The organism is Spirosoma radiotolerans (assembly GCF_000974425.1).
Taxonomy (GTDB): Bacteria; Bacteroidota; Bacteroidia; order Cytophagales; family Spirosomataceae; genus Spirosoma; species Spirosoma radiotolerans.
This window is the reverse complement of sequence record NZ_CP010429.1, coordinates 1,503,648-1,522,045: the sequence shown is the minus strand read 5'-3', so window position 1 is coordinate 1,522,045 and position 18,398 is coordinate 1,503,648. Positions and strand designations below refer to the sequence as shown.

The window sequence follows — 18,398 nt, the reverse complement described above, 5'->3', positions numbered from 1 at the left end:
GAAAAAAGATTGCCGGGATTACCGATATTCGCGCCGACAAGTCAGTTTATGGTTTTCGGTTCACACTGTAGCCGACATCTCCCTGCCGTGGCCCGTGTCCCCACGGGCCACTCGACCGGAGGGTAACGTTGGCTGACGCGCCCACGGCCTGTGAGGACACAGACCACGGAAGAAGACACAAGACAGGGAGTCGTACAGCCCGAAAACCATAAATCGTAAACGTTATAACCAGCAACCCCTTATGCTCGCTAATCATCGATTCACCAGTTTACCGGCTTATACCCAGCTGCAGGCCCACTACGATAGTCTGAAAGATCAACACCTGCGTGATCTGTTTGCGCAGGACCCTGACCGATTTAACACCTTCACACGCCAGTTTGAGGATATCCTCCTCGATTTCTCCAAAAACCGCATTACTACCGAAACCCTTGGTTTGCTGGAACAACTGGCAGAACAGGCGGGTCTGAACGATGCCATCGGAAAAATGTTCTCGGGCGATAAGATCAACCGGACAGAAGACCGCGCTGTGCTGCACATTGCCCTGCGCAACCGCTCGAACACGCCAATTCTGGTCGATGGTCAGGACGTGATGCCGGACGTCAATGAGGTGCTGGGCCATATGAAATCGTTTACGGAGCGCATCCGGTCGGGCGAATGGAAAGGCTACACGGGCGAAGCCATAACGGATGTGGTAAACATTGGGATTGGCGGTTCAGACCTTGGCCCTGTGATGGTAACCGAAGCCCTGAAACCCTACGCCGACGACAAAAAGCTGCGCGTTCATTTCGTTTCCAACGTAGACGGCGTACATATCTACGAAACTTTGCAGACCGTTCGCCCCGAAACTACGCTGTTTCTGATTGCGTCCAAAACCTTCACGACGCAGGAAACCATGACCAATGCCCAGTCGGCACGGCAATGGTTCCTGGATTCGGCTAAAGATGAAGCAGCGATTGCCAAACATTTTGCGGCCCTGTCGACCAACAAAAAGGACGTTGAAAAATTTGGAATCGACCCCGACAACATGTTTGGTTTCTGGGATTGGGTAGGCGGCCGGTATTCGCTCTGGTCGGCCATCGGCCTTTCTATTGCTCTGTACGTCGGCTTTGATAAATTTGAGGAATTGCTGGACGGAGCTCATGCGATGGACGAGCATTTCCGCGACACACCCATCGATCAAAACTTACCCGTCATTCTGGCTTTGGTAGGCATCTGGTACAACAACTTTTTCGGGGCACAAACCGAAGCCATCCTGCCTTATGACCAATACATGCACCGGTTCGCGGCTTATTTTCAGCAGGGCGATATGGAAAGTAACGGCAAATCGGTTGACCGCGACGGAAATCCGGTCGATTACCAGACAGGGCCAATCATCTGGGGAGAGCCCGGCACCAACGGGCAGCACGCCTTTTATCAGTTAATTCACCAGGGAACGAAGCTCATTCCATGCGATTTTCTGGCCCCGGCCATTAGCCAGCGTCCCATTGGCGAACATCACAAAATTTTAATGGCTAATTATTTTGCCCAAACTGAAGCCCTGATGAACGGCAAAACGGAGCAGGAAGCCGCCGATGAACTGCGCAAATCGGGTAAGTCTGACGAGGAGATTCAGTTCCTGGCTCCGTTCAAAATGTTCTCCGGAAACCGACCTACCAATTCTATTTTGTTCAGGAAATTAACCCCCCGGACACTGGGCAGCCTGATTGCTATGTACGAACACAAAATCTTCGTCCAGGGCGTAATATGGGACATTTTCAGCTTCGACCAGTGGGGCGTGGAACTGGGCAAACAGTTGGCCAGCCGCATCCTGCCCGAGCTTCAGAACGATGCGCCTGTTAGCTCACACGACAGCTCCACAAACGGGTTAATGAACGCCTTCAAAGCCATGCGTGCAGAGTAGGAATATGAAAGTATGACGGAATTTTTTTTTACTCATTGGTCAAATTAAAATTTTTCCAAAATTAGAATAGTTCAAAACATTGCCAACAAGCGGCCTGTTAATGGGGTGTAATTACGATTACATCCCATTGTTGTATAACTCAACGCTTTAAACAAAACGCTATGAAACGGCAATTCTCACTCTTGGCAGTGTGCCTCTGTGGTATCGGCTTTGCAAACGCCCAGACCACCACAAACACCTACTCAACAACAGGTGCAACAACGAACTCTTCGTATACTTCTCCAGTAACGACTGACAGCACGAATTCGACCAATTCGACAAACAGCATGTCGAACTCGACGAACACGTCAAACACAACAACGCCTAACAGCACGTACTCGACCAACAGTACACCAACGGACGTTACAACAACGACCACTACGGTAGATACGGATCGTCCGGAACGCGTTAAAGCAACCAAAGATTACAAGAATTTCGTGTTCGGTATTTATGCGGGGTTAAACTCAACGAAACTGAAGGGCGAGTCTACGGGCGGTACCATTTCGGGCCGTTTGGGCTATCAGGCTGGTTTCTTTGTGCGGGGCGGTGGCCGTTTATTCGGCCAATTAGGTGCTGAGTACTTCGCGTCAAGCTCTAACTACTTCACCAAAGGTGATGGAACCACAGCTAAGCAGATTCAGGATCAGATTAATATCCAGTACATTCAAATTCCGGTGTACATCGGCTACAAACTGCTTGAATCAGATCGTGGTATCTCGGCTATCCGGTTACAGGTCGGTCTGGAATACGCAAACCGGATCAATTCGAGCAGCGGTCAGTTTAACCTGACGAACTCGGAGATCAAGAGCGGTACCTTTAATGGCCTGGGCCAACTAGGCTTTGACATTGGTCCCCTGTTGATCGACCTGACATATCACTACGGCTTGAGCGATTCGATCAAGAATCCAACCAACGGTAACGTAACGTCGACTGGCTTCAATGGTTCGGCACGTCGTATCCTAAGTGCTAGTGTTGGTTTCAAGTTCTAATCACACACAGTACATGAACAAAGCCGCCTTCCAACGAGGGCGGCTTTTTCATACCAGTAGCCCGCTAACATATCACTTGTTCCGGCAAACATTCATCATCTGAGGGCGGTTGTAGGAACAAATACTCAACGTGTCACACTATGAAAACATTAACAAAAACAGTGCTCCTGGCAGCAGGCGTATGCAGTACGAGTCTCGTATTTGCGCAACAAAATTCGTACGATGACCGCTATGATCGGTACGACCGTAATGACCGTACTTACCGGCGTGATGAGCGTAGGGATGACCGGCGCATGGAGGAACGACTCGACGAACGACGGGAATATAACCGCCGGGAAGAAGAAGAGCCTCGGTATAACAACCGGTACGAAGAACGACGGGGCGACAGTCGGCGGGATGACCGCATGTATGATGAGCGCGATTTGAGCAAAGCTTACGACGAAGGTTTTGAGGATGGGCAGCGCAATCAAATTGTCAGCGAACGGCAGGAACGTCGCGAGAACTATAAACACTTCACCTTCGGCATTTATGGCGGGGCTAACTCAACCCGGTTTGAGGGAGAAACCACAAACGGACAGGGTTTAACAGGTCGGCTAGGTTACCAACTTGGCTTTCTGGTACGGGCTGGTGGCCGGGTTTATGGCCAGATTGGCGCCGAATACCTGACATCGAGTTCACAGTTTTACAAAGCAGGTGACGGCCAGGCCAGTAATGTTGGTGATCTTATTGGTAATATCGATCAGCGCTATTTACACATTCCAGCCTACATTGGTGTTAAACTAGCGCAGTCCGATCGGGGTGTATCAGGCATACGCCTGGCCCTGGGGGCTGAATATGCCACTCCGCTGAGCACCGATAAAAACGATTTCAATTTAAGTAATGCCGATTTTCAGGCGGCAACGGTTAATGGCCTGGCCAACATTGGCTTCGATGCAGGTCCCATTGCGCTCGACTTTGTTTACCATTACGGCTTTGCGGATGTACTGACAAGCGGTAACAGCAAACGCCGGATTTTGGGTGTAAACCTGGGCTTCAAATTTTAACGTTAAAAGAGTAGTCAGGCAGAAAAGTCGTCAGTCAAAGTAGGTATAGAAGTCGTAAGTTTGCCATAAGGCCGTAGAGTCTGGCTGACACCCGCGATTTACTCCTGCTGCGACTTACGACTTTTTCTACTTTACACCGTTTAGAACTTGTTTCCCATGAACACCCTCTTCCCAATTTTTGTCAAGGCCGAAAACCTGCACGTGCTCATCGTTGGCGGGGGATATGTCGGGCTGGAGAAGCTCACAGCTTTGCTCGGCAATTCGCCGGAAGCCCGAGTCACGCTGGTAGCGTCCGAGATTCGGGGTGAAATTCGGGAAATGGCGCAGCAATATCCTAAGCTACAACTCATTCAGGAGCCCTATCACTCGCTCTACCTTTCCGACAAAGATCTGGTCATTGTCGGCACCAACGACAAGGCAGTCAACCGACTGGTGCAGGAAGATTGCAAAGCCCGGCGAATTTTGGTCAACGTAGCCGATACGCCCGACTTATGCGACTTTTACCTGAGTTCGGTGGTCAAGAAAGGAGATTTAAAAATCGCTATATCGACCAACGGCAAGTCGCCCACATTTGCCAAGCGGTTTCGGGAAGTTCTCGAAGAAATTTTACCCGATAGCTTGCAGGAAACCCTCGAAAACCTGACAGCCATCCGAAATCAGCTCAAAGGCGATTTTGTGCAGAAAATGGAGAAACTAAACGAGATCACCAAGGTGTTGCGGTAGATATCGACGTACCGCCATGCACATTCTCGCCATATCGGGTAGCCTCCGGGCCGGATCCACAAACACATCGCTCCTTCGCGCTGCAGCCGAACTGGCCCCGACCACCGTAACCATTACGCTCTACGATGGACTAGACGACATTCCAGCGTTTAGCCCTGAGCGTGACAAGGAAAACAAAACCGAGTCGATCAACAAACTACGAACCTTGCTTCAGGAAGCGGATGCTGTACTGTTCTGCACCCCGGAATACATTCACAGCATGCCTGGCATTCTGAAAAACATGCTTGACTGGCTGGCCTCTTCGGGGGAATTTGTCGATAAACCCGTTGGGGTGATCAGCGCCGGGCCATCTGACACGGGTGGTTCACGGGCACATGCCGCGCTGTCGTATACGCTCGCTATTCTGACGGCTCAACTTCCTGAAAAAGCGTCGCTCATTGTGCCCTTCGTCAAGACAAAACTGGACGCCAGCGGCCATGTGACCGACTCTGTCCTAAGTCAGCAATTAAGGGATGTTCTTGATGCCCTGGTTCAGGCCGTTCAGCTCAAGAAACAGCCGGCTTAACGACTATAAAGTCAATTCGATCATTGGGTCCCAAAAGCGGGTTTTGAACTCAACGACCCGATCATTATCCACCCGAACGCCTTCGTCCTCAAGCAGTTGCTGCATGATGGTCGGCCCGCCGAAAAAGTGTTTCCCCGTCAGTACGCCCACACTATTAACCACCCGATGGGCGGGTACATCCGGGCGGTTATGACAGCCATTCATGGCCCAGCCCACCATGCGGGCACCAGCCCGCAGACTCAGGTAGCGGGCAATTGTTCCATAGGTTGTTACGCGGCCTTTGGGCACCAGGCGGACAACCTCATAAACTTCCTCAAAGTAATCGCGTTGTTCGGGCATAATCTGCCAACTAGTTATTCGATCAATACGTACCCCAAACTGCTCTTTTCTACCGCACGGGCAACTCCGAAACATCTGCTTGCTAACGCGGCCGTCTTGGTATCTTGCAAGTTAGGTTATCTTCACTAGTTTCTCATTTTCGCGATCAACTCACGGAATAAAACCGGCCACCAGTCGATGTTTCCCCACCGTTTACCAAACCGAACGATGACCGTGTCATGGAGAGGGCTGCAATAGATAAATTGCCCCAGATCGCCCAGCGCAAAAAAATCGGACTCCTGATGCGGGCCGTTGCGATACCCCCACCACAAGTATTTGTAGTAGCCTATGGGGCTGGATACCCATTGGCCAAGGGGCGGCTTATTACGGCTCATGTACCGTTGGTAGTCGGCTGCTTCATCGAACAGCGGTATACTGGTGCTTTGCGTTATCCAGGCTTCCGGAATAATTTGCTGATCACCGAATCGGCCTTGGTTTAAGTAGAGTAAGCCAAATCGGGCAACATCGCGGGCAGTCGCATTAAAGCCCGTATCCATTTTAGCAAAGCCGGAATGGATACTGTCAATATTCCAGGAAGCCGGTTGCTCGGCCCCCATCCGGCTCCATATTTTCTGTGCGCAATAATCGGGCACGGCCATGCCCGTTACCTTCTCCAATAACCGCCCAAGCAACAGTAAATTGTATTTGTTATAGTGGTAGTAGCGGCCGGGCGGTTCAATGGATTCACACTCGAGGAGTTGTTGACGTAAATCAAGGCTGTAGTGAATCCGGGCCTCATCAGACCAGGGCATTTGGCCTTCCCGGTACAATAGGCCGGAACTCATGCAAAGTAAATGCCGGATTGTTAAAGCAGGACTAATCCGGTTAGCTAATTCAGGGAGTTGCGGCAAAACAGGGCTATCTACACCCGGCAAACTACCCTCGTTTAAGGCGATTCCTACCAATGCCGATACGAGCGCGTGTGTGACCGACAAGGAGGTGACTACACTATTGGCCGTGTAGTCGTCAAAATAGTTTTCGTAGATGAGCTTATTCTGATGAATGATCAGAAACGAAGTTGTACCTGACTGATGCAGAAATGACTCCAGCGACTGCTGAGATGCTTTTTGCTGATGCGTGATTGTGACGGGCCCTGCCTTTAATGCCGGCCCCAACAACAACGGCATCAGCCGCTCCGGATTGTTGGGTATCAACTGTATAGGAAATCGCCGGTGATCGTCAAGATTCGGTAGGTTCCAGGCGATACACCGGTATAGGTATGATAAATTGGTGTCCATGTCTACTGATGAACCTACTGGCAATTTTTATTCGTTCAATTAGCTTAAACCGAGATCCATACGATAAACATACCATTGTTTGCACTACGGTTAATTTACTAAAGTTAGAATAGGCCAACTTTATAGCACCGTTTTGAGCAAAAAATGTATTTATCGATTGAAGGTATGTCTTTTTTTTAATCTGAATTAATTTGGAGTTATATTTTTCCCTGTAGGATGGCTATTACCAAACCTACGCCGGCTTTTTGGCAAATTTTCCACTTAGTTGAGTAAAGGATTGTAGCCCATGCAGCCACGATAAATCCTATACGCTAAAGGCTATATAGTCGCTCAATGAAGGGAAATTTCTGTCGGCTTACACACAAGCTGGTTATAGGCTACTCCTTTCGTAAAACGTCTCATTACTCGTGCTACACAAAAAATAGAGCCGATGCTGGCAAACTGACGGGCAGTTTCCAGGTGCATCGGCTCTATTTTTATCTAAATAAATACGAGAGAAAAGCAACTAGCTAAACGTCACTTTTCTCTTCAATTGCCTTCGATAAACGGCCATACCATTCTTCACCGTAGGCCCGCACTAGCGCTTCCCGGACAAACTTATAGATGGGCACGTTCAGCTGTTCGCCGAGGCCACAAGCCGGGCTGCAAATCGGCCAGCGATCGTAATTCAACGCGTGGAAAGACTCATATTTCGTCACACGAATCGGGTATAAATGACAGGAAATGGGTTTTTTCCAATCTACCTTCCCATCATTATACGCTTCTTCAATACCGCATTTCAAAATACCGCGGTTGTCCCAGGTCGCATATACGCACTCCCGTCCTGCTACGGTCGTTGTCACAAAGCCACCCGTCTCATCGGATTCATAGCCACCTTTCTGTTCAATAACGCGAATCCCTTCAGGCGATAAATACGGCTTTATATCTTTATAAATTCGATCCAGAATGGCAGGCTCATCGCCCTCCAAAGGGGCACCCATATCGCCTTCAACGCAACAAGCGCCTTTGCATTTATCTAAGTTACAAACAAAAAATTTTTCGGCGACATCGTCGCTAATGCAGGTATTGTCAATCAGTATCATGTATGTAAAGATACAAGTTGACCGACAAATTTTTGTGATAAACCCGGTTAATTAAAAAAGCCGCCCCGGTCCGGAGCGGCTTTTTTACAAGAGGGAATCCGGCTACTAAGGCTTCATAATTTTAATTTTCTGCCCCACCTTAACGCCTGAATCCGTCAGGTTATTCCATGTTTGAATCTGCTCAATCGTGACTCCGTAAATTTGCGAAATCCGGAACATGGTTTCCCCTTTTGCCACGGTATGATACGTCACCGCCGATTCGGGTGCCGATGTTGTTTTGGTCGTCACCGATGGCTTCACCAGCCGACCGCCAGGTGTAAGTTTCACGGCCAGCTTTTGTCCAACTTCGAGTTTATCGGCGGTGGTCAGATTGTTGAGGGAAAGTAACTCATCAACCGTCAGCCCATAAAGTTTAGAAATACTGTAATATGTCTGGCCCGGTTCTACGGAGTGCGTTGTCGCCGACCGATTCACGCTAGCAGGCGCAGAAGAGCGAGTTGAGGCCGCTTCCGTCATTTCTTTCGGTTCCGGGTTGGTCATGACGGGTGCGGCCGGGCGCGTTTCCGCTCTTGTAACGGCAGGTGGAGCCGGGCGAGGTGGCGCTTTGGTCGTTGGGGCGGCAGTCGGAATGGTCAGTGATCCATCAGCCTGCTGCTCACGTGGTCCCTCATACTTGCCCGTTTCAGGGCGACCCATATCAGGGCGACCCATATCCATGTCGGCAACCGGCGCGGGCTTCGTACGTGGGGTGCTCGTGTAGGTATCTTTTGGTTTCGGTGCGGTCGCTACAGGATTGCTGTCCGCCTTGTCGCGTTCAGGTGTGGTAGCCACCGGCACCGCTTTAGTTGGTTCTGGTCCATCGGGCGTTCTGACAATAACAACCCGCTGCGATCCATCACTACTTTCTGACCGATTCGTGCTGGTTGGTACGGGTGGCCTGGTTGTTGTCGGGGCGGGGCTTGTTGTTGGCTGGATAGACGGGCGTTGCGGCTCCGGCCGCTGGGGGGTAGCCGGCTCCGATGTACCATCATTGGGGGTTACTCCCCCACCAACTAATTTAGGCTGATACATCTTCCGTTCCGAAGCATTGCGTGGAATGCCATCACTACCCGATACGGGTCGGGAAGCGCCACCTGTTGACGCTGAGGCAACCTCCTGACGAGTTGCGGGCGTTGGTGTACGGTCGTAGACGGGTGCCGTAGGCGAATTGATGATTTCAATTGGCTTATTGTTGGGTCGGCGTTCGCGCAGCCACATAACGCGCCCGGTAGCCAGTTTCTGCACCCGATCCAGGCGGTTGTAGCGCATTAATTTCTTCAGCCGAAGGCCATACCGCTGCGATATACTCCGAGCCGTTTCGTCTTCGCGAACCGTATGAAACGGCACGAGTGCTTTTTTGCGTTTTTTGGCTAAATAATAGATATCATTGACCAGTACCGGATCGTGGTCGCTCATGTCGTTGTAGCGCAGGAAACTCGACAAACTGATTTTCGCTTTCCGGGCCAGTGATCCTGCATTGTCACCAGCCTGGGCCTGAATACCAGGCAAACCGTTAATCTCGTACAGAACCGGGTCATTTTTGCTGCTCATGCCCGTTGTTACGCGCCGTAATACAGGGAAGCCAACATCGTTCTGAACAAATTCAGGTGTTTTCTTGGCGTCGACGTTGACGATTTTCTGCCGAATATCATTGATCTGATCGCTTGCTACCGGAATCGCCATGACGTAAACTTTGTCGGTCGGTACGCCATCGCCCAACACCCAACGGTTGTATTTACGAAGCTCAAATTCATCGACGCCCAGTTCTTCGGCAATGGAGCGCATGGTTTTGCCGCCCCCGTTCGGGTATTCGATAAGCGCAAACCGGTTGCTCGTCTGGTGAAACTTCAACGCACTTTCAATGGCGACTTTATGGGCAAAAAACCGCAGAATGTAACGATCTGTATTCCCGTCCAGCGCTACTTCGCGGGCATAGGCCCAATCGGGCGGAATCAGTTTGGCAATCCCCCCTGCCCCGAGGTAATAGGAGTATAGAGAAGCAACCCAGTTATTGAACTGCCCATTGCTTTTTTTGAGGTATTTGGCGGCTCCGTGCGTGGAGCCGGTAATGCTTTTTCGTTCGTCGATTTCTTCATCCACGCGCAACCCGTTATCAACAGCGGTTTCGCGCTTGAACTGCCAGTAGCCGACAGCTGTCGATGAAGATACGGCATCGGGCGTTAGCGAGCTTTCCTGAACCGCTAGGTATTTGAAATCAGTCGGAACATCTTCGTCGATCAGGATAGACTCAATCATGGGGAAGTACAACACCACCCGATCAAGTTTAGCCGTCCAGTATTGCCGGTTGGCCAGTAAAGCATTTACGTCCTGCTGCACAATACGCCGGGCATCGGGGTTGAGCCGTACCGAAATATCGGCAAACGTTACCTGCTCCGGTACAATTGGGATGGATGTCGTTTGGGCCGATACGCTCAGTCCGATCAGAATGAGGAAAAGAGTTAAGGAAGTTAGCAGTTTATTCATTGTCATTGTCGGTAAATCAGTTCCGTTTTCTAAGTATCATAATCCCATCCCGAATGGGCAACAACACATTCTCTACGCGCGGATCATTATGAACTTTTTGGTTAAAGGCCTGGACGGCAAGTGTGTCTAAATCAGCCGGTTTGACCGATTCAACAACCTTGCCAGACCATAATACGTTGTCGGCCAGGATAAAGCCGCCGGGTTGCACTTTGTCAATTATCAGGTCAAAATAAAGGGATAGATTGCGTTTATCAGCGTCGATAAACACCAAGTCAAACGTTTGGTTTAGGGTTGGGAGTATGTCTGTTGCCGTGCCAAGCCGAAAATCAATGGCATCGTTCAGCGGTGATTGCCGCCAGTAAGACCGGGCAAATTCTTCCAGTTCTTCGTTCTGATCGATCGTAATAAGCTTCCCGCCATCGGCCAGCCCTTCGGCCAGACACAGCGCCGAGTAACCCGTGTACGTACCAATTTCAAGTACATACCGAGGCCGGATCATCCACGAAATCATTGACAGGAAGCGGCCCTGCACATGCCCCGACAGCATGCGGGGAGCCATTACATGGGCGTGGGTGTTTCGGTTAAGCCGACGCAGCAACTCGCTTTCGGGCGAGGTATGGGCATCGGCATAGGCCGTAATATTGGGGGGTAAAAAATCCATTCGGCAATTCGCCGGCTCACAGATGCGGCCGGTTCGGGCTGGTTTTAGTAAAAGTAACGGATAACGGTAACATATTGGTCATGCCTGACCTTAAATCCGATCTTTTGAGTCGATCAAAATAGTTACCGGACCATCGTTCAGCAGGGATACTTTCATATCAGCCCCAAACTCGCCCGTTTGAACAGGCTTTCCCAATTCAGCCGATAATTGAGCAATCATGGCTTCATAGAGCGGTATGGCTACTTCCGGCCGGGCGGCTTCGATAAAGCTGGGCCGATTTCCTTTTTTGGTACTGGCATGCAAGGTAAACTGGCTGATCAGCAGAATGTCGCCACCAACGGCGGCCAGGTCGAGGTTCATCTTTCCTGCTTCGTCGCTAAAAATTCGCATCCCGACAATTTTTCGGCTCAGCCAATCAATATCCTCGCGGGTGTCGGTATGCGTGATACCCAATAAAATAAGAAATCCGGTGCCAATTTGACTTTTCACCTGATTATCAATAACAACAGAAGCTTGAGAAACACGCTGAATGACGGCTATCATAGCAGAAATACAAGAGGTAATACGGCAAAAGTACATATGAATTGTTATACTCCTCCGCCCTCTTATCGACAAGTTGATAAGCCGTTTCCTCAGAATTATTATATGTTTACGCTTTATATACGTTAAACTTGCATGAATAAGTCAATTTTAATCTGGCGGGTGTCAGATTTACTGGTTGATTTTTACCGTATACTAGATAAATAGAAAAAAGTATTCACCCCGATTAAACTCTTTACAGATTTAGCAGTCATAAGCTTTACGATTACATTTTTAACTTTGACGCCCCCTGCGGATTTAGAAACCATGAATAAAACATTCTTTTTACTAATCATACTTGTTAGTGCGTTAGCCGCCTTTTTTGGCTATTGCGCCATATTGATTGATTGGATTCAGGATTATTCAACTGGTACTTATTCCCGTAATCATCTGGAAGCTGCACTAGAATCCAGTGCACTTTCGCTTTACACCTTCTTCGGTGTAAAGTTTTTTTATAGACATGTGAATTCACTGAGGTAGCCCATATCCGGCTACTTAATTTTGGTCTCCTTGAGCCCCGAGACTTCAGGGAGACCTCCTCAGCCAATACCTTTATGTGGTGGAAGAAAACGAAAGTATATAGTAAACAGATTTTGAAAGACGCGAACCTCGATCCAGTTCCGTTTGTGAAAGAGCGGGTACGAATGGAATTTGCCCGAACCGTTCTGGAGCCATTGCCCATCACCCAAACCGACCAGGGCAATCAGGTCGAGTTTCAGGCCGATGCCATTGTTTTAAGTTTACCGGCATGGCAAACGCTGAAAGCAGAACTAACGGCCCTTTCGGAAGCCGTCACTCCTGCTCAGCGCAGCACCATTACGAAAATCATTGACGCTATCGAAACGGAGTAACTGTTGGTGGCAGACGGCTACCTCAGTACATCCGGACTCCGGAGGTATTTATCCAGGAATTCTTTCACCGCTTTATAAGCGGTGATTTCATTTTCTTTCTTCACGAACCCATGCCCTTCATCGGGAAACGTGACATACTCGACGGGCACGCCATTTTTCTTCACGTTTGCCACAATCTCATCCGATTCAATTTTCAATACGCGCGGATCGTTAGCTCCCTGAATTACCAGCAACGGCTTTTTGATGCGCTGCGTATGAAACAAAGGCGACTTGTTGTACAGAGCGACCGAATCTGTCTTCGGGTGCCCAATTTCCTTGAACATGGCGTCGCGTTGTGGCCCCCACCATTCGGGCATGCTGTTTAGGGTGCGAAGCCAGTTGGCTACCCCAAAAATGTCGACGCCAACGGCAAAATCATCGGGCGTAAAAGTCAGGCCCGCCAGCGTCATGTAGCCGCCGTATGAACCGCCCATGATGCCGATTCTGGCCGGGTCTACATAGCCCGTGGCCACCAGTAACTTCTTGGATTCAACGCAGTCTTTCAGGTCGGCATCACCATGTTTACGGTCGTCGGCAGCATAAAACGTTTTGCCGTACCCCGAGCTACCCCGGTTGTTGACAGCCAGCACCACATACCCGCTGTTGACCAGATACTGCACCAACGGCGAGTAGGTCAGGCGAGTTTGGCCACCCGGTCCACCATGAATGGACAGAATAGCGGGAAGCTTATCGCCAGCGGTTGCGCCTTTGGGTGTATACAATAAAGCAGGCACCTCCATCCCATCGAACGATTTATATCGCACCACCTCACCCGCAACCAGATCGTTGGCATCGATTTCAGGATTCAATCCACGCACCAACGGAGTAACTTTACCGGATTTGAAATCGTACGAATACAGGGTTGCAGGCGAATTAGAGCTATTTACATAAAACGTCATCCGTCCTTCGCTGTCGGTAATGTTCACTCCCGTTACGTCACCACCGGGCAATGCAGGTAACTTTATGGCCTGATTGGTACGGGTATCGATGATTTTGAGTTCGGTTCGAGCGTCGTTGTTTACCGACAGTACCCGGTAACGGCCATGATGTGACAGATAGTCTGACGAAATATCCCAGCTCGCCTTGTCGAGCACCGTACTTTGCCCGGTGGCCAGGTCATACGCTTTTACATAAGCGAATTCATTGCCTTCGTCTGTCGAAATCATGAGTTTCTTCCCGTCGGGCGTAAACCCTTCCGGCCCATTGTTCACCTCACCTTCGTGTTTGGTCAGCAGTTTGGTTTCTTTGGTTTTCGTGTCATACAGATACACGTCGCCATTCGATGTCGTAATGGTTTTTGCCAGGGCGATGTAGCGTTTATCGGGCGACACATCGCCGGGGAAAAAGCCTCCCGGATTCTCAAAAATCAGCTTTGGTTTTAAGGTTGCCAAGTCCATTTCATACACATCGAAAGCGGCCCGGTTGCGCTGGTTCGATTGATAAAAAAAACTTTTGCGATCATAGCTGAGCCCGGCAAACTGAAATTTGGTCTTTTCGGCAGGGGTCAGATCAGCCACGGCCCCATCTTTCTCCCGCAAGTAGATATGGCTCAACTCATTACCGCCCTGATCGCTGCTGTACAGGATCCGGCCGTCGGGCAGATAGCCAATGGCAAAAATGGCGTTCGTTTTTGACGAGGTCAACTGTTTGGGCTGACCAGTTCCATTGAATGGGATTTCATAGAGATTGAACACACCATCCTGATTGCTGCTGTAAAGCACCGTCTGCTCGTCGGGCGAAATATCAGACCCGCCAAAGCGAATGGTCTTCATAAACTGCTCAATGGTGTATTTCCGGACAGCGGTCGGCCTAGGCGCAGGTCCGGCCTGTGTCATACCTGCCAGCCCATTCAGGCTGAGGAGCAAAAGAGTTCGTGAGAGAAGTTGGCTGTTCATAGGGAAACCAGTAGGTAGAGGAATGAATGATATATCGAAGTCAACAGAAAGCAAGTGGAGCAAAGTTGCTCATTAATTTTTGCCTTACGTGCTGCTTACCAGATTTTTAGCCTATGATTTGAGTGAAAGGTAATTCTGCCTACTCCGGTGCACACAACCCCATCCGGTACACATCGATCCGAACGGTAGATTATCAAATTATTAAGGATTGACCCCCTGGTTTCACACGAGCGTAACGATGAGTAATTTTACCTCTCTTTACTATACGTAACCTGTTGTGATTCCCGTTCGATTTCGTTTTGCCTTTCTGATTATACTTTTATCAAGCATCGTCAGCCGCAGTCTCGCCCAAACATCCATTACTCCCTCATCGCCCTGGGGAACCTGGTTGATCGCCACCGTCCAGTTGCCTGCTGGCGAGAAAAAATGGGGTGGTTTCGCCGAAGTACAAGGCCGCGCCAATGGCGTGTTCAGCCAATTCTTCTACAATGAATTGAAAGGTGGAGTCAGCTACGACCTCGACAAAAACTTTACCCTGACCGTAGCCGGCGGGCGTTACGCGACCTACGATTATCAGGCCCTATCCGACGGGCCGCTGAACACCGAGAAACGACTGTGGGAGCAACTGATCATTAACCAGTATCTGACCCGGCTGAAGTTTGAACACCGCTATCGGGTAGAGCAACGCTGGTTTACCTTCCGTGATGGAACGACTCCGTATCGCAGTCGGATACGCTACCGACTCAATATGTTCGTGCCGATAAACAACCACACAATTACGGCGAAAACGGCCTTCCTGTCAGCCTACGATGAGATTTTCCTTAATCCGGTCGGGCCAACCTTCGAACGGAACCGCCTGTATGCCGGTGTCGGCTATCAGTTTGATCAACAGTGGATTCTGCAACTAGGCTGGGTAAACCAGACCAACTATAATGCGGCTAATTTCGATCAGGGAATCTTCACTCCCCAACTGGCAACGGGGAAAAACAACCTGGTCGTAGGACTCACGTATCGGCTAAAACGTCGGAATTCATCGGAAAAGCTCCCCACACAACCCGACTAAGGCTGCGACCGGGTCAGGCAAAACTGGTGAATACCTTCCGTTTCCTGATAGTCAATGCTCAGGCCGTAACTATCGCCGATCTGCCGGATGATGGACAAGCCCAGTCCTACCGAGTCGGGCCCTGTGCTCTCTTTCTTGAACCGCTCGAACAGTCGCTCCGGGGATGATGTCAACTGGCCACCCGTATTACTCAGGCACAACTTGTCGGTAGTCGCGACCAGCTCGATCCGGCCATTTACCTGATTGTGTTTGATCGCGTTATTGACCAGATTCGTCACCAGAATATCGGCCAGCGCGGGTGGGAGCATCACATCGAAGGGCTTCATTGCCTGCATACTTACCGACAATTCTTTGAACGACAACACCTCCTCCATATCGGTTAACTTTTCGGTCAGTAGGCCGGCCAAATCAATTATCTGGCTATCATTGAATTGCCGATTTTCAATTTTGGCTAGCAATAACAACCCCTGATTCAAACGCGATATCCGCCGGGAAGCCTGATATATACTCTCGATCCAATGTGTTTGCGTTTCAGTTAGTTGTTCACTCTGAATGAGTTGCTCTACTTTAGCATTGATGAGTGCCAGAGGTGTCTGCATCTCATGCGATGCGTTTTCGGTAAATTCCTTCAGGCTTCGGTAATCCTGCTGCATCTTATCGGCCATTTTCTGCAACACGTCATTCAACTCCCGAAACTCGGTTATTTGGGGGCTGTCCAGTGTGAGCGACGCGCCACTGCTCAAATCAAAGCCTTTAATCCGGGCTAAGGTATCGTAAAATGGATACCAGAGACGCCCCGACAGCTTTCCCTGAAACCAGAACGTACCGGCCAGCAACAAGCCCAGAAAGAGCATCATGGCCACGGTCATAACTTCAATGAGACGGTAGGTCTGAATCAGGGATTTGCGAATCTCAACCCGATGCACAACGCCCTGAATGGGCTGATAAAACGTTAGTTGACGAAACGGAATCAGCTCATGGTCATACCGGTTCAGGATGAGTGTATCCGAAAACTCCTCCCCGCGCGCACCCCTTCCCACTACGGGCGTCACATTGATTTTATTCTCGACAAAATAAGGAATGTTCGACCAAGCGTTGTGAGCGCGCACGTAGGTTTGAAAATCGCGCTTTTCAACCCGCAGCCGATTCTCGACTTCCTCATAGATGACCAGCCGGATAATCTGGTAAAAAGCAACCGCCGTCAGCAGGTAGATGACCAGCGAAAACGCCAGGTAAATTCGGTTGGTTTTGGTGAGGAGTTTCAAGGTTGACTGAATTTATAACCGATGCCGTAGATGGATTGTACATAATCGGCGGCCCCTTTTTCAAGCAATTTGCGACGCAGATTTTTAATGTGCGAATACACCATATCGAACGAATCGGCGGAGTCGATGTTGTCGCCCCAGAGGTGTTCGGCAATCGATGCTTTGGTCAGGGCAACATCCACGTTCGACAGAAAGTAAAGCAGTAAATCATACTCTTTCCGCGACAGCGGGGTTGGCTGACCCGTCACGAAAACATTGCGGGTATGGGGCACCACAACGATCTCCCGGAATCGGATTTCTGTGTGTCCGCCAAACTGCCGCCGACGTAGCAACGACTTAACCCGGGCGTTGAGCTCCGACAGATGAAACGGCTTGGTCAGGTAATCATCCGAACCAATTTCCAGCCCTTTTAACTTGTCTTCCAATGCGTTACGGGCCGATATAATGATTACACCGGTGGTCGCGATCAATCGTTTGAGCGTCTCAATGATTTGAAATCCATTGCCATCGGGTAAGGTTAGATCGACGATAACGCAGTCGTAGATGTACAGGTGTATCTTTTCTTCTGCCTCCTGAAACGTGGCCGCCGTTTCGCATATGTAGCCGTCTTTCACCATGTACTCGGTAATGCTTTCGGCCAGGCCCTGTTCATCTTCAACAACCAGTACTTTCATAACGTCACCCAAGCTAGTAGACCCCTAAAGTAGCTGTCAATGTTGGAAATATTTGGGACGTTTTGGGGGAGCATTTTATAAACGAGACGCTTGATGCCAAGCCTATGTATACCAAATCCTGGTTGATGCCTATCAACTACTCCAGGGCGTTCGTCATTGACACACGACAAGTCGGCACTTACTTATACGCCATCCGCCTGGGGAGCTGATTGACTAGCCAAAGGCAAAACAGGGCGTTAAAAACCAGTGTAAAAGGAATGACGGATATATTCTTAAAGAACAAAATAATAGCCCATTCAGAAGCCTGGCTTGAGATAACCTGGCGGCTTTTCAAGGTTATGTACAAACAGGTCTCATAGGCAATATGAGTAATCAGCGCGTTAAACAGGAAAGCTATACCTAAAAACGCCACAAGATTGACCAGCAGGCTACCCCAATTCGTCCGCATTTTTTGGATGGCTAAACGCCAGCCCTGTTCACGTCCCTGCTTATTTGTTGCAAATTGAACAAGGCGGACTACCCCTTTTCTGACATTGGTCAGGCCCAGTGTATAGAGGAATATCAGAATCCGGGCCGACTCAACAACCAGTTCGAGCAACGTATTCGACAATGGACTGACTGGCCCGAAGGCCTTGAGCTGAATAGCTCGCCCAAAAGCAGCGACCAGACCTAAACCGAAGATGGTCAAAAAATGATTTTTGAGAAACCGGATTGTGGAGATAGTCCAGTCCAGTGATTTGAGCAGTTTCATCGATACAGTCATATTTACATGGTGGTCAAGTGGCTTTACTATACTAGCTGCTGCATTTATTTCCAGTACTAAACTCATCTTACACGCAATCTACTCATTCTCCTAACAGGCTATTTAAAATCGCTTAATTCCTTAAAATC

Annotated in this window: 17 protein-coding genes; 7 read left to right on the top strand and 10 right to left on the bottom strand. The window is 49.6% G+C overall.

Annotation, left to right across the window (positions count from 1 at the left end):
• Positions 1-241: 241 nt before the first annotated feature.
• The 5 genes from pgi (at position 242) to SD10_RS05860 (ending at position 5,259) form a co-directional block, all read left to right on the top strand.
• Positions 242-1,900 carry a glucose-6-phosphate isomerase gene (gene pgi, locus SD10_RS05880; protein ID WP_046376105.1) on the top strand — a complete coding sequence of 553 codons (1,659 nt, stop codon included), beginning with the start codon at positions 242-244 and terminating at the stop codon, positions 1,898-1,900.
• A gap of 161 nt (positions 1,901-2,061) precedes the next feature.
• Entirely contained in the window at positions 2,062-2,928 is an 867-nt protein-coding gene (locus tag SD10_RS05875; protein WP_046376104.1) for a porin family protein, read from the top strand.
• 140 nt (positions 2,929-3,068) lie between these two features.
• Entirely contained in the window at positions 3,069-3,971 is a 903-nt protein-coding gene (locus SD10_RS05870) for a hypothetical protein (RefSeq protein ID WP_046376103.1), read from the top strand.
• Between the two features lie 156 nt (positions 3,972-4,127).
• Positions 4,128-4,694 carry a precorrin-2 dehydrogenase/sirohydrochlorin ferrochelatase family protein gene (locus SD10_RS05865; RefSeq protein ID WP_046376102.1) on the top strand — a complete coding sequence of 189 codons (567 nt, stop codon included), beginning with the start codon at positions 4,128-4,130 and terminating at the stop codon, positions 4,692-4,694.
• Positions 4,695-4,710: 16 nt separating this feature from the next.
• A complete protein-coding gene (locus SD10_RS05860) occupies positions 4,711-5,259 on the top strand; it encodes an NADPH-dependent FMN reductase (protein WP_046376101.1) in 549 nt (182 codons plus the stop codon).
• A gap of 3 nt (positions 5,260-5,262) precedes the next feature.
• Here the strand turns inward: SD10_RS05860 and SD10_RS05855 are convergent, their stop codons facing one another.
• The 6 genes from SD10_RS05855 to dtd all read right to left on the bottom strand — a co-directional run bounded on the left by SD10_RS05855 (position 5,263) and on the right by dtd (position 11,684).
• Positions 5,263-5,598, bottom strand: a complete 336-nt coding sequence (locus tag SD10_RS05855; RefSeq protein ID WP_046376100.1) for an MGMT family protein — start codon at positions 5,596-5,598, stop codon at positions 5,263-5,265.
• A gap of 125 nt (positions 5,599-5,723) precedes the next feature.
• Positions 5,724-6,875, bottom strand: a complete 1,152-nt coding sequence (locus SD10_RS05850) for a serine hydrolase domain-containing protein (RefSeq protein WP_046376099.1) — start codon at positions 6,873-6,875, stop codon at positions 5,724-5,726.
• A gap of 509 nt (positions 6,876-7,384) precedes the next feature.
• The gene (locus SD10_RS05845; RefSeq protein ID WP_046376098.1) at positions 7,385-7,957 is read right to left on the bottom strand and encodes a DUF3109 family protein; all 573 of its coding nucleotides are present in this window, start codon (positions 7,955-7,957) and stop codon (positions 7,385-7,387) included.
• A gap of 105 nt (positions 7,958-8,062) precedes the next feature.
• A complete protein-coding gene (locus SD10_RS05840; RefSeq protein ID WP_046579114.1) occupies positions 8,063-10,480 on the bottom strand; it encodes a LysM peptidoglycan-binding domain-containing protein in 2,418 nt (805 codons plus the stop codon).
• A 16-nt stretch (positions 10,481-10,496) separates the two neighbouring features.
• The gene (locus SD10_RS05835) at positions 10,497-11,141 is read right to left on the bottom strand and encodes an O-methyltransferase (protein ID WP_046376097.1); all 645 of its coding nucleotides are present in this window, start codon (positions 11,139-11,141) and stop codon (positions 10,497-10,499) included.
• A gap of 90 nt (positions 11,142-11,231) precedes the next feature.
• Complete coding sequence (gene dtd, locus SD10_RS05830; RefSeq protein ID WP_046579112.1) at positions 11,232-11,684, bottom strand: D-aminoacyl-tRNA deacylase; 453 nt, start codon at positions 11,682-11,684, stop codon at positions 11,232-11,234.
• Between the two features lie 590 nt (positions 11,685-12,274).
• On the opposite strand from dtd, the gene SD10_RS05825 reads away from it, so the two are divergent.
• Positions 12,275-12,571: a hypothetical protein gene (locus SD10_RS05825; protein ID WP_046376096.1), complete on the top strand. Its 297-nt coding sequence runs from the start codon at positions 12,275-12,277 to the stop codon at positions 12,569-12,571.
• Positions 12,572-12,588: 17 nt separating this feature from the next.
• Here the strand turns inward: SD10_RS05825 and SD10_RS05820 are convergent, their stop codons facing one another.
• On the bottom strand, positions 12,589-14,505 hold the full coding sequence (locus SD10_RS05820; protein ID WP_227699154.1) for a S9 family peptidase: 1,917 nt from the start codon (positions 14,503-14,505) through the stop codon (positions 12,589-12,591).
• A gap of 277 nt (positions 14,506-14,782) precedes the next feature.
• Here SD10_RS05820 and SD10_RS05815 point away from each other — a divergent pair, with 277 nt between their 5' ends.
• Positions 14,783-15,568: a DUF2490 domain-containing protein gene (locus tag SD10_RS05815; RefSeq protein WP_046376095.1), complete on the top strand. Its 786-nt coding sequence runs from the start codon at positions 14,783-14,785 to the stop codon at positions 15,566-15,568.
• On the opposite strand, the gene SD10_RS05810 is transcribed toward SD10_RS05815, so the two are convergent.
• The 3 genes from SD10_RS05810 to SD10_RS05800 all read right to left on the bottom strand — a co-directional run bounded on the left by SD10_RS05810 (position 15,565) and on the right by SD10_RS05800 (position 18,270).
• Positions 15,565-16,833, bottom strand: coding sequence for a sensor histidine kinase (locus SD10_RS05810; protein ID WP_046376094.1), 1,269 nt, complete (start codon positions 16,831-16,833; stop codon positions 15,565-15,567). The genes SD10_RS05815 and SD10_RS05810 overlap by 4 nt on opposite strands.
• The gene (locus tag SD10_RS05805; protein WP_046376093.1) at positions 16,830-17,507 is read right to left on the bottom strand and encodes a response regulator transcription factor; all 678 of its coding nucleotides are present in this window, start codon (positions 17,505-17,507) and stop codon (positions 16,830-16,832) included. The genes SD10_RS05810 and SD10_RS05805 overlap by 4 nt, the downstream gene beginning before the upstream one ends.
• Before the next feature lie 178 nt (positions 17,508-17,685).
• Positions 17,686-18,270, bottom strand: coding sequence for a hypothetical protein (locus SD10_RS05800; protein WP_046376092.1), 585 nt, complete (start codon positions 18,268-18,270; stop codon positions 17,686-17,688).
• Between the last annotated feature and the right edge of the window lie 128 nt (positions 18,271-18,398).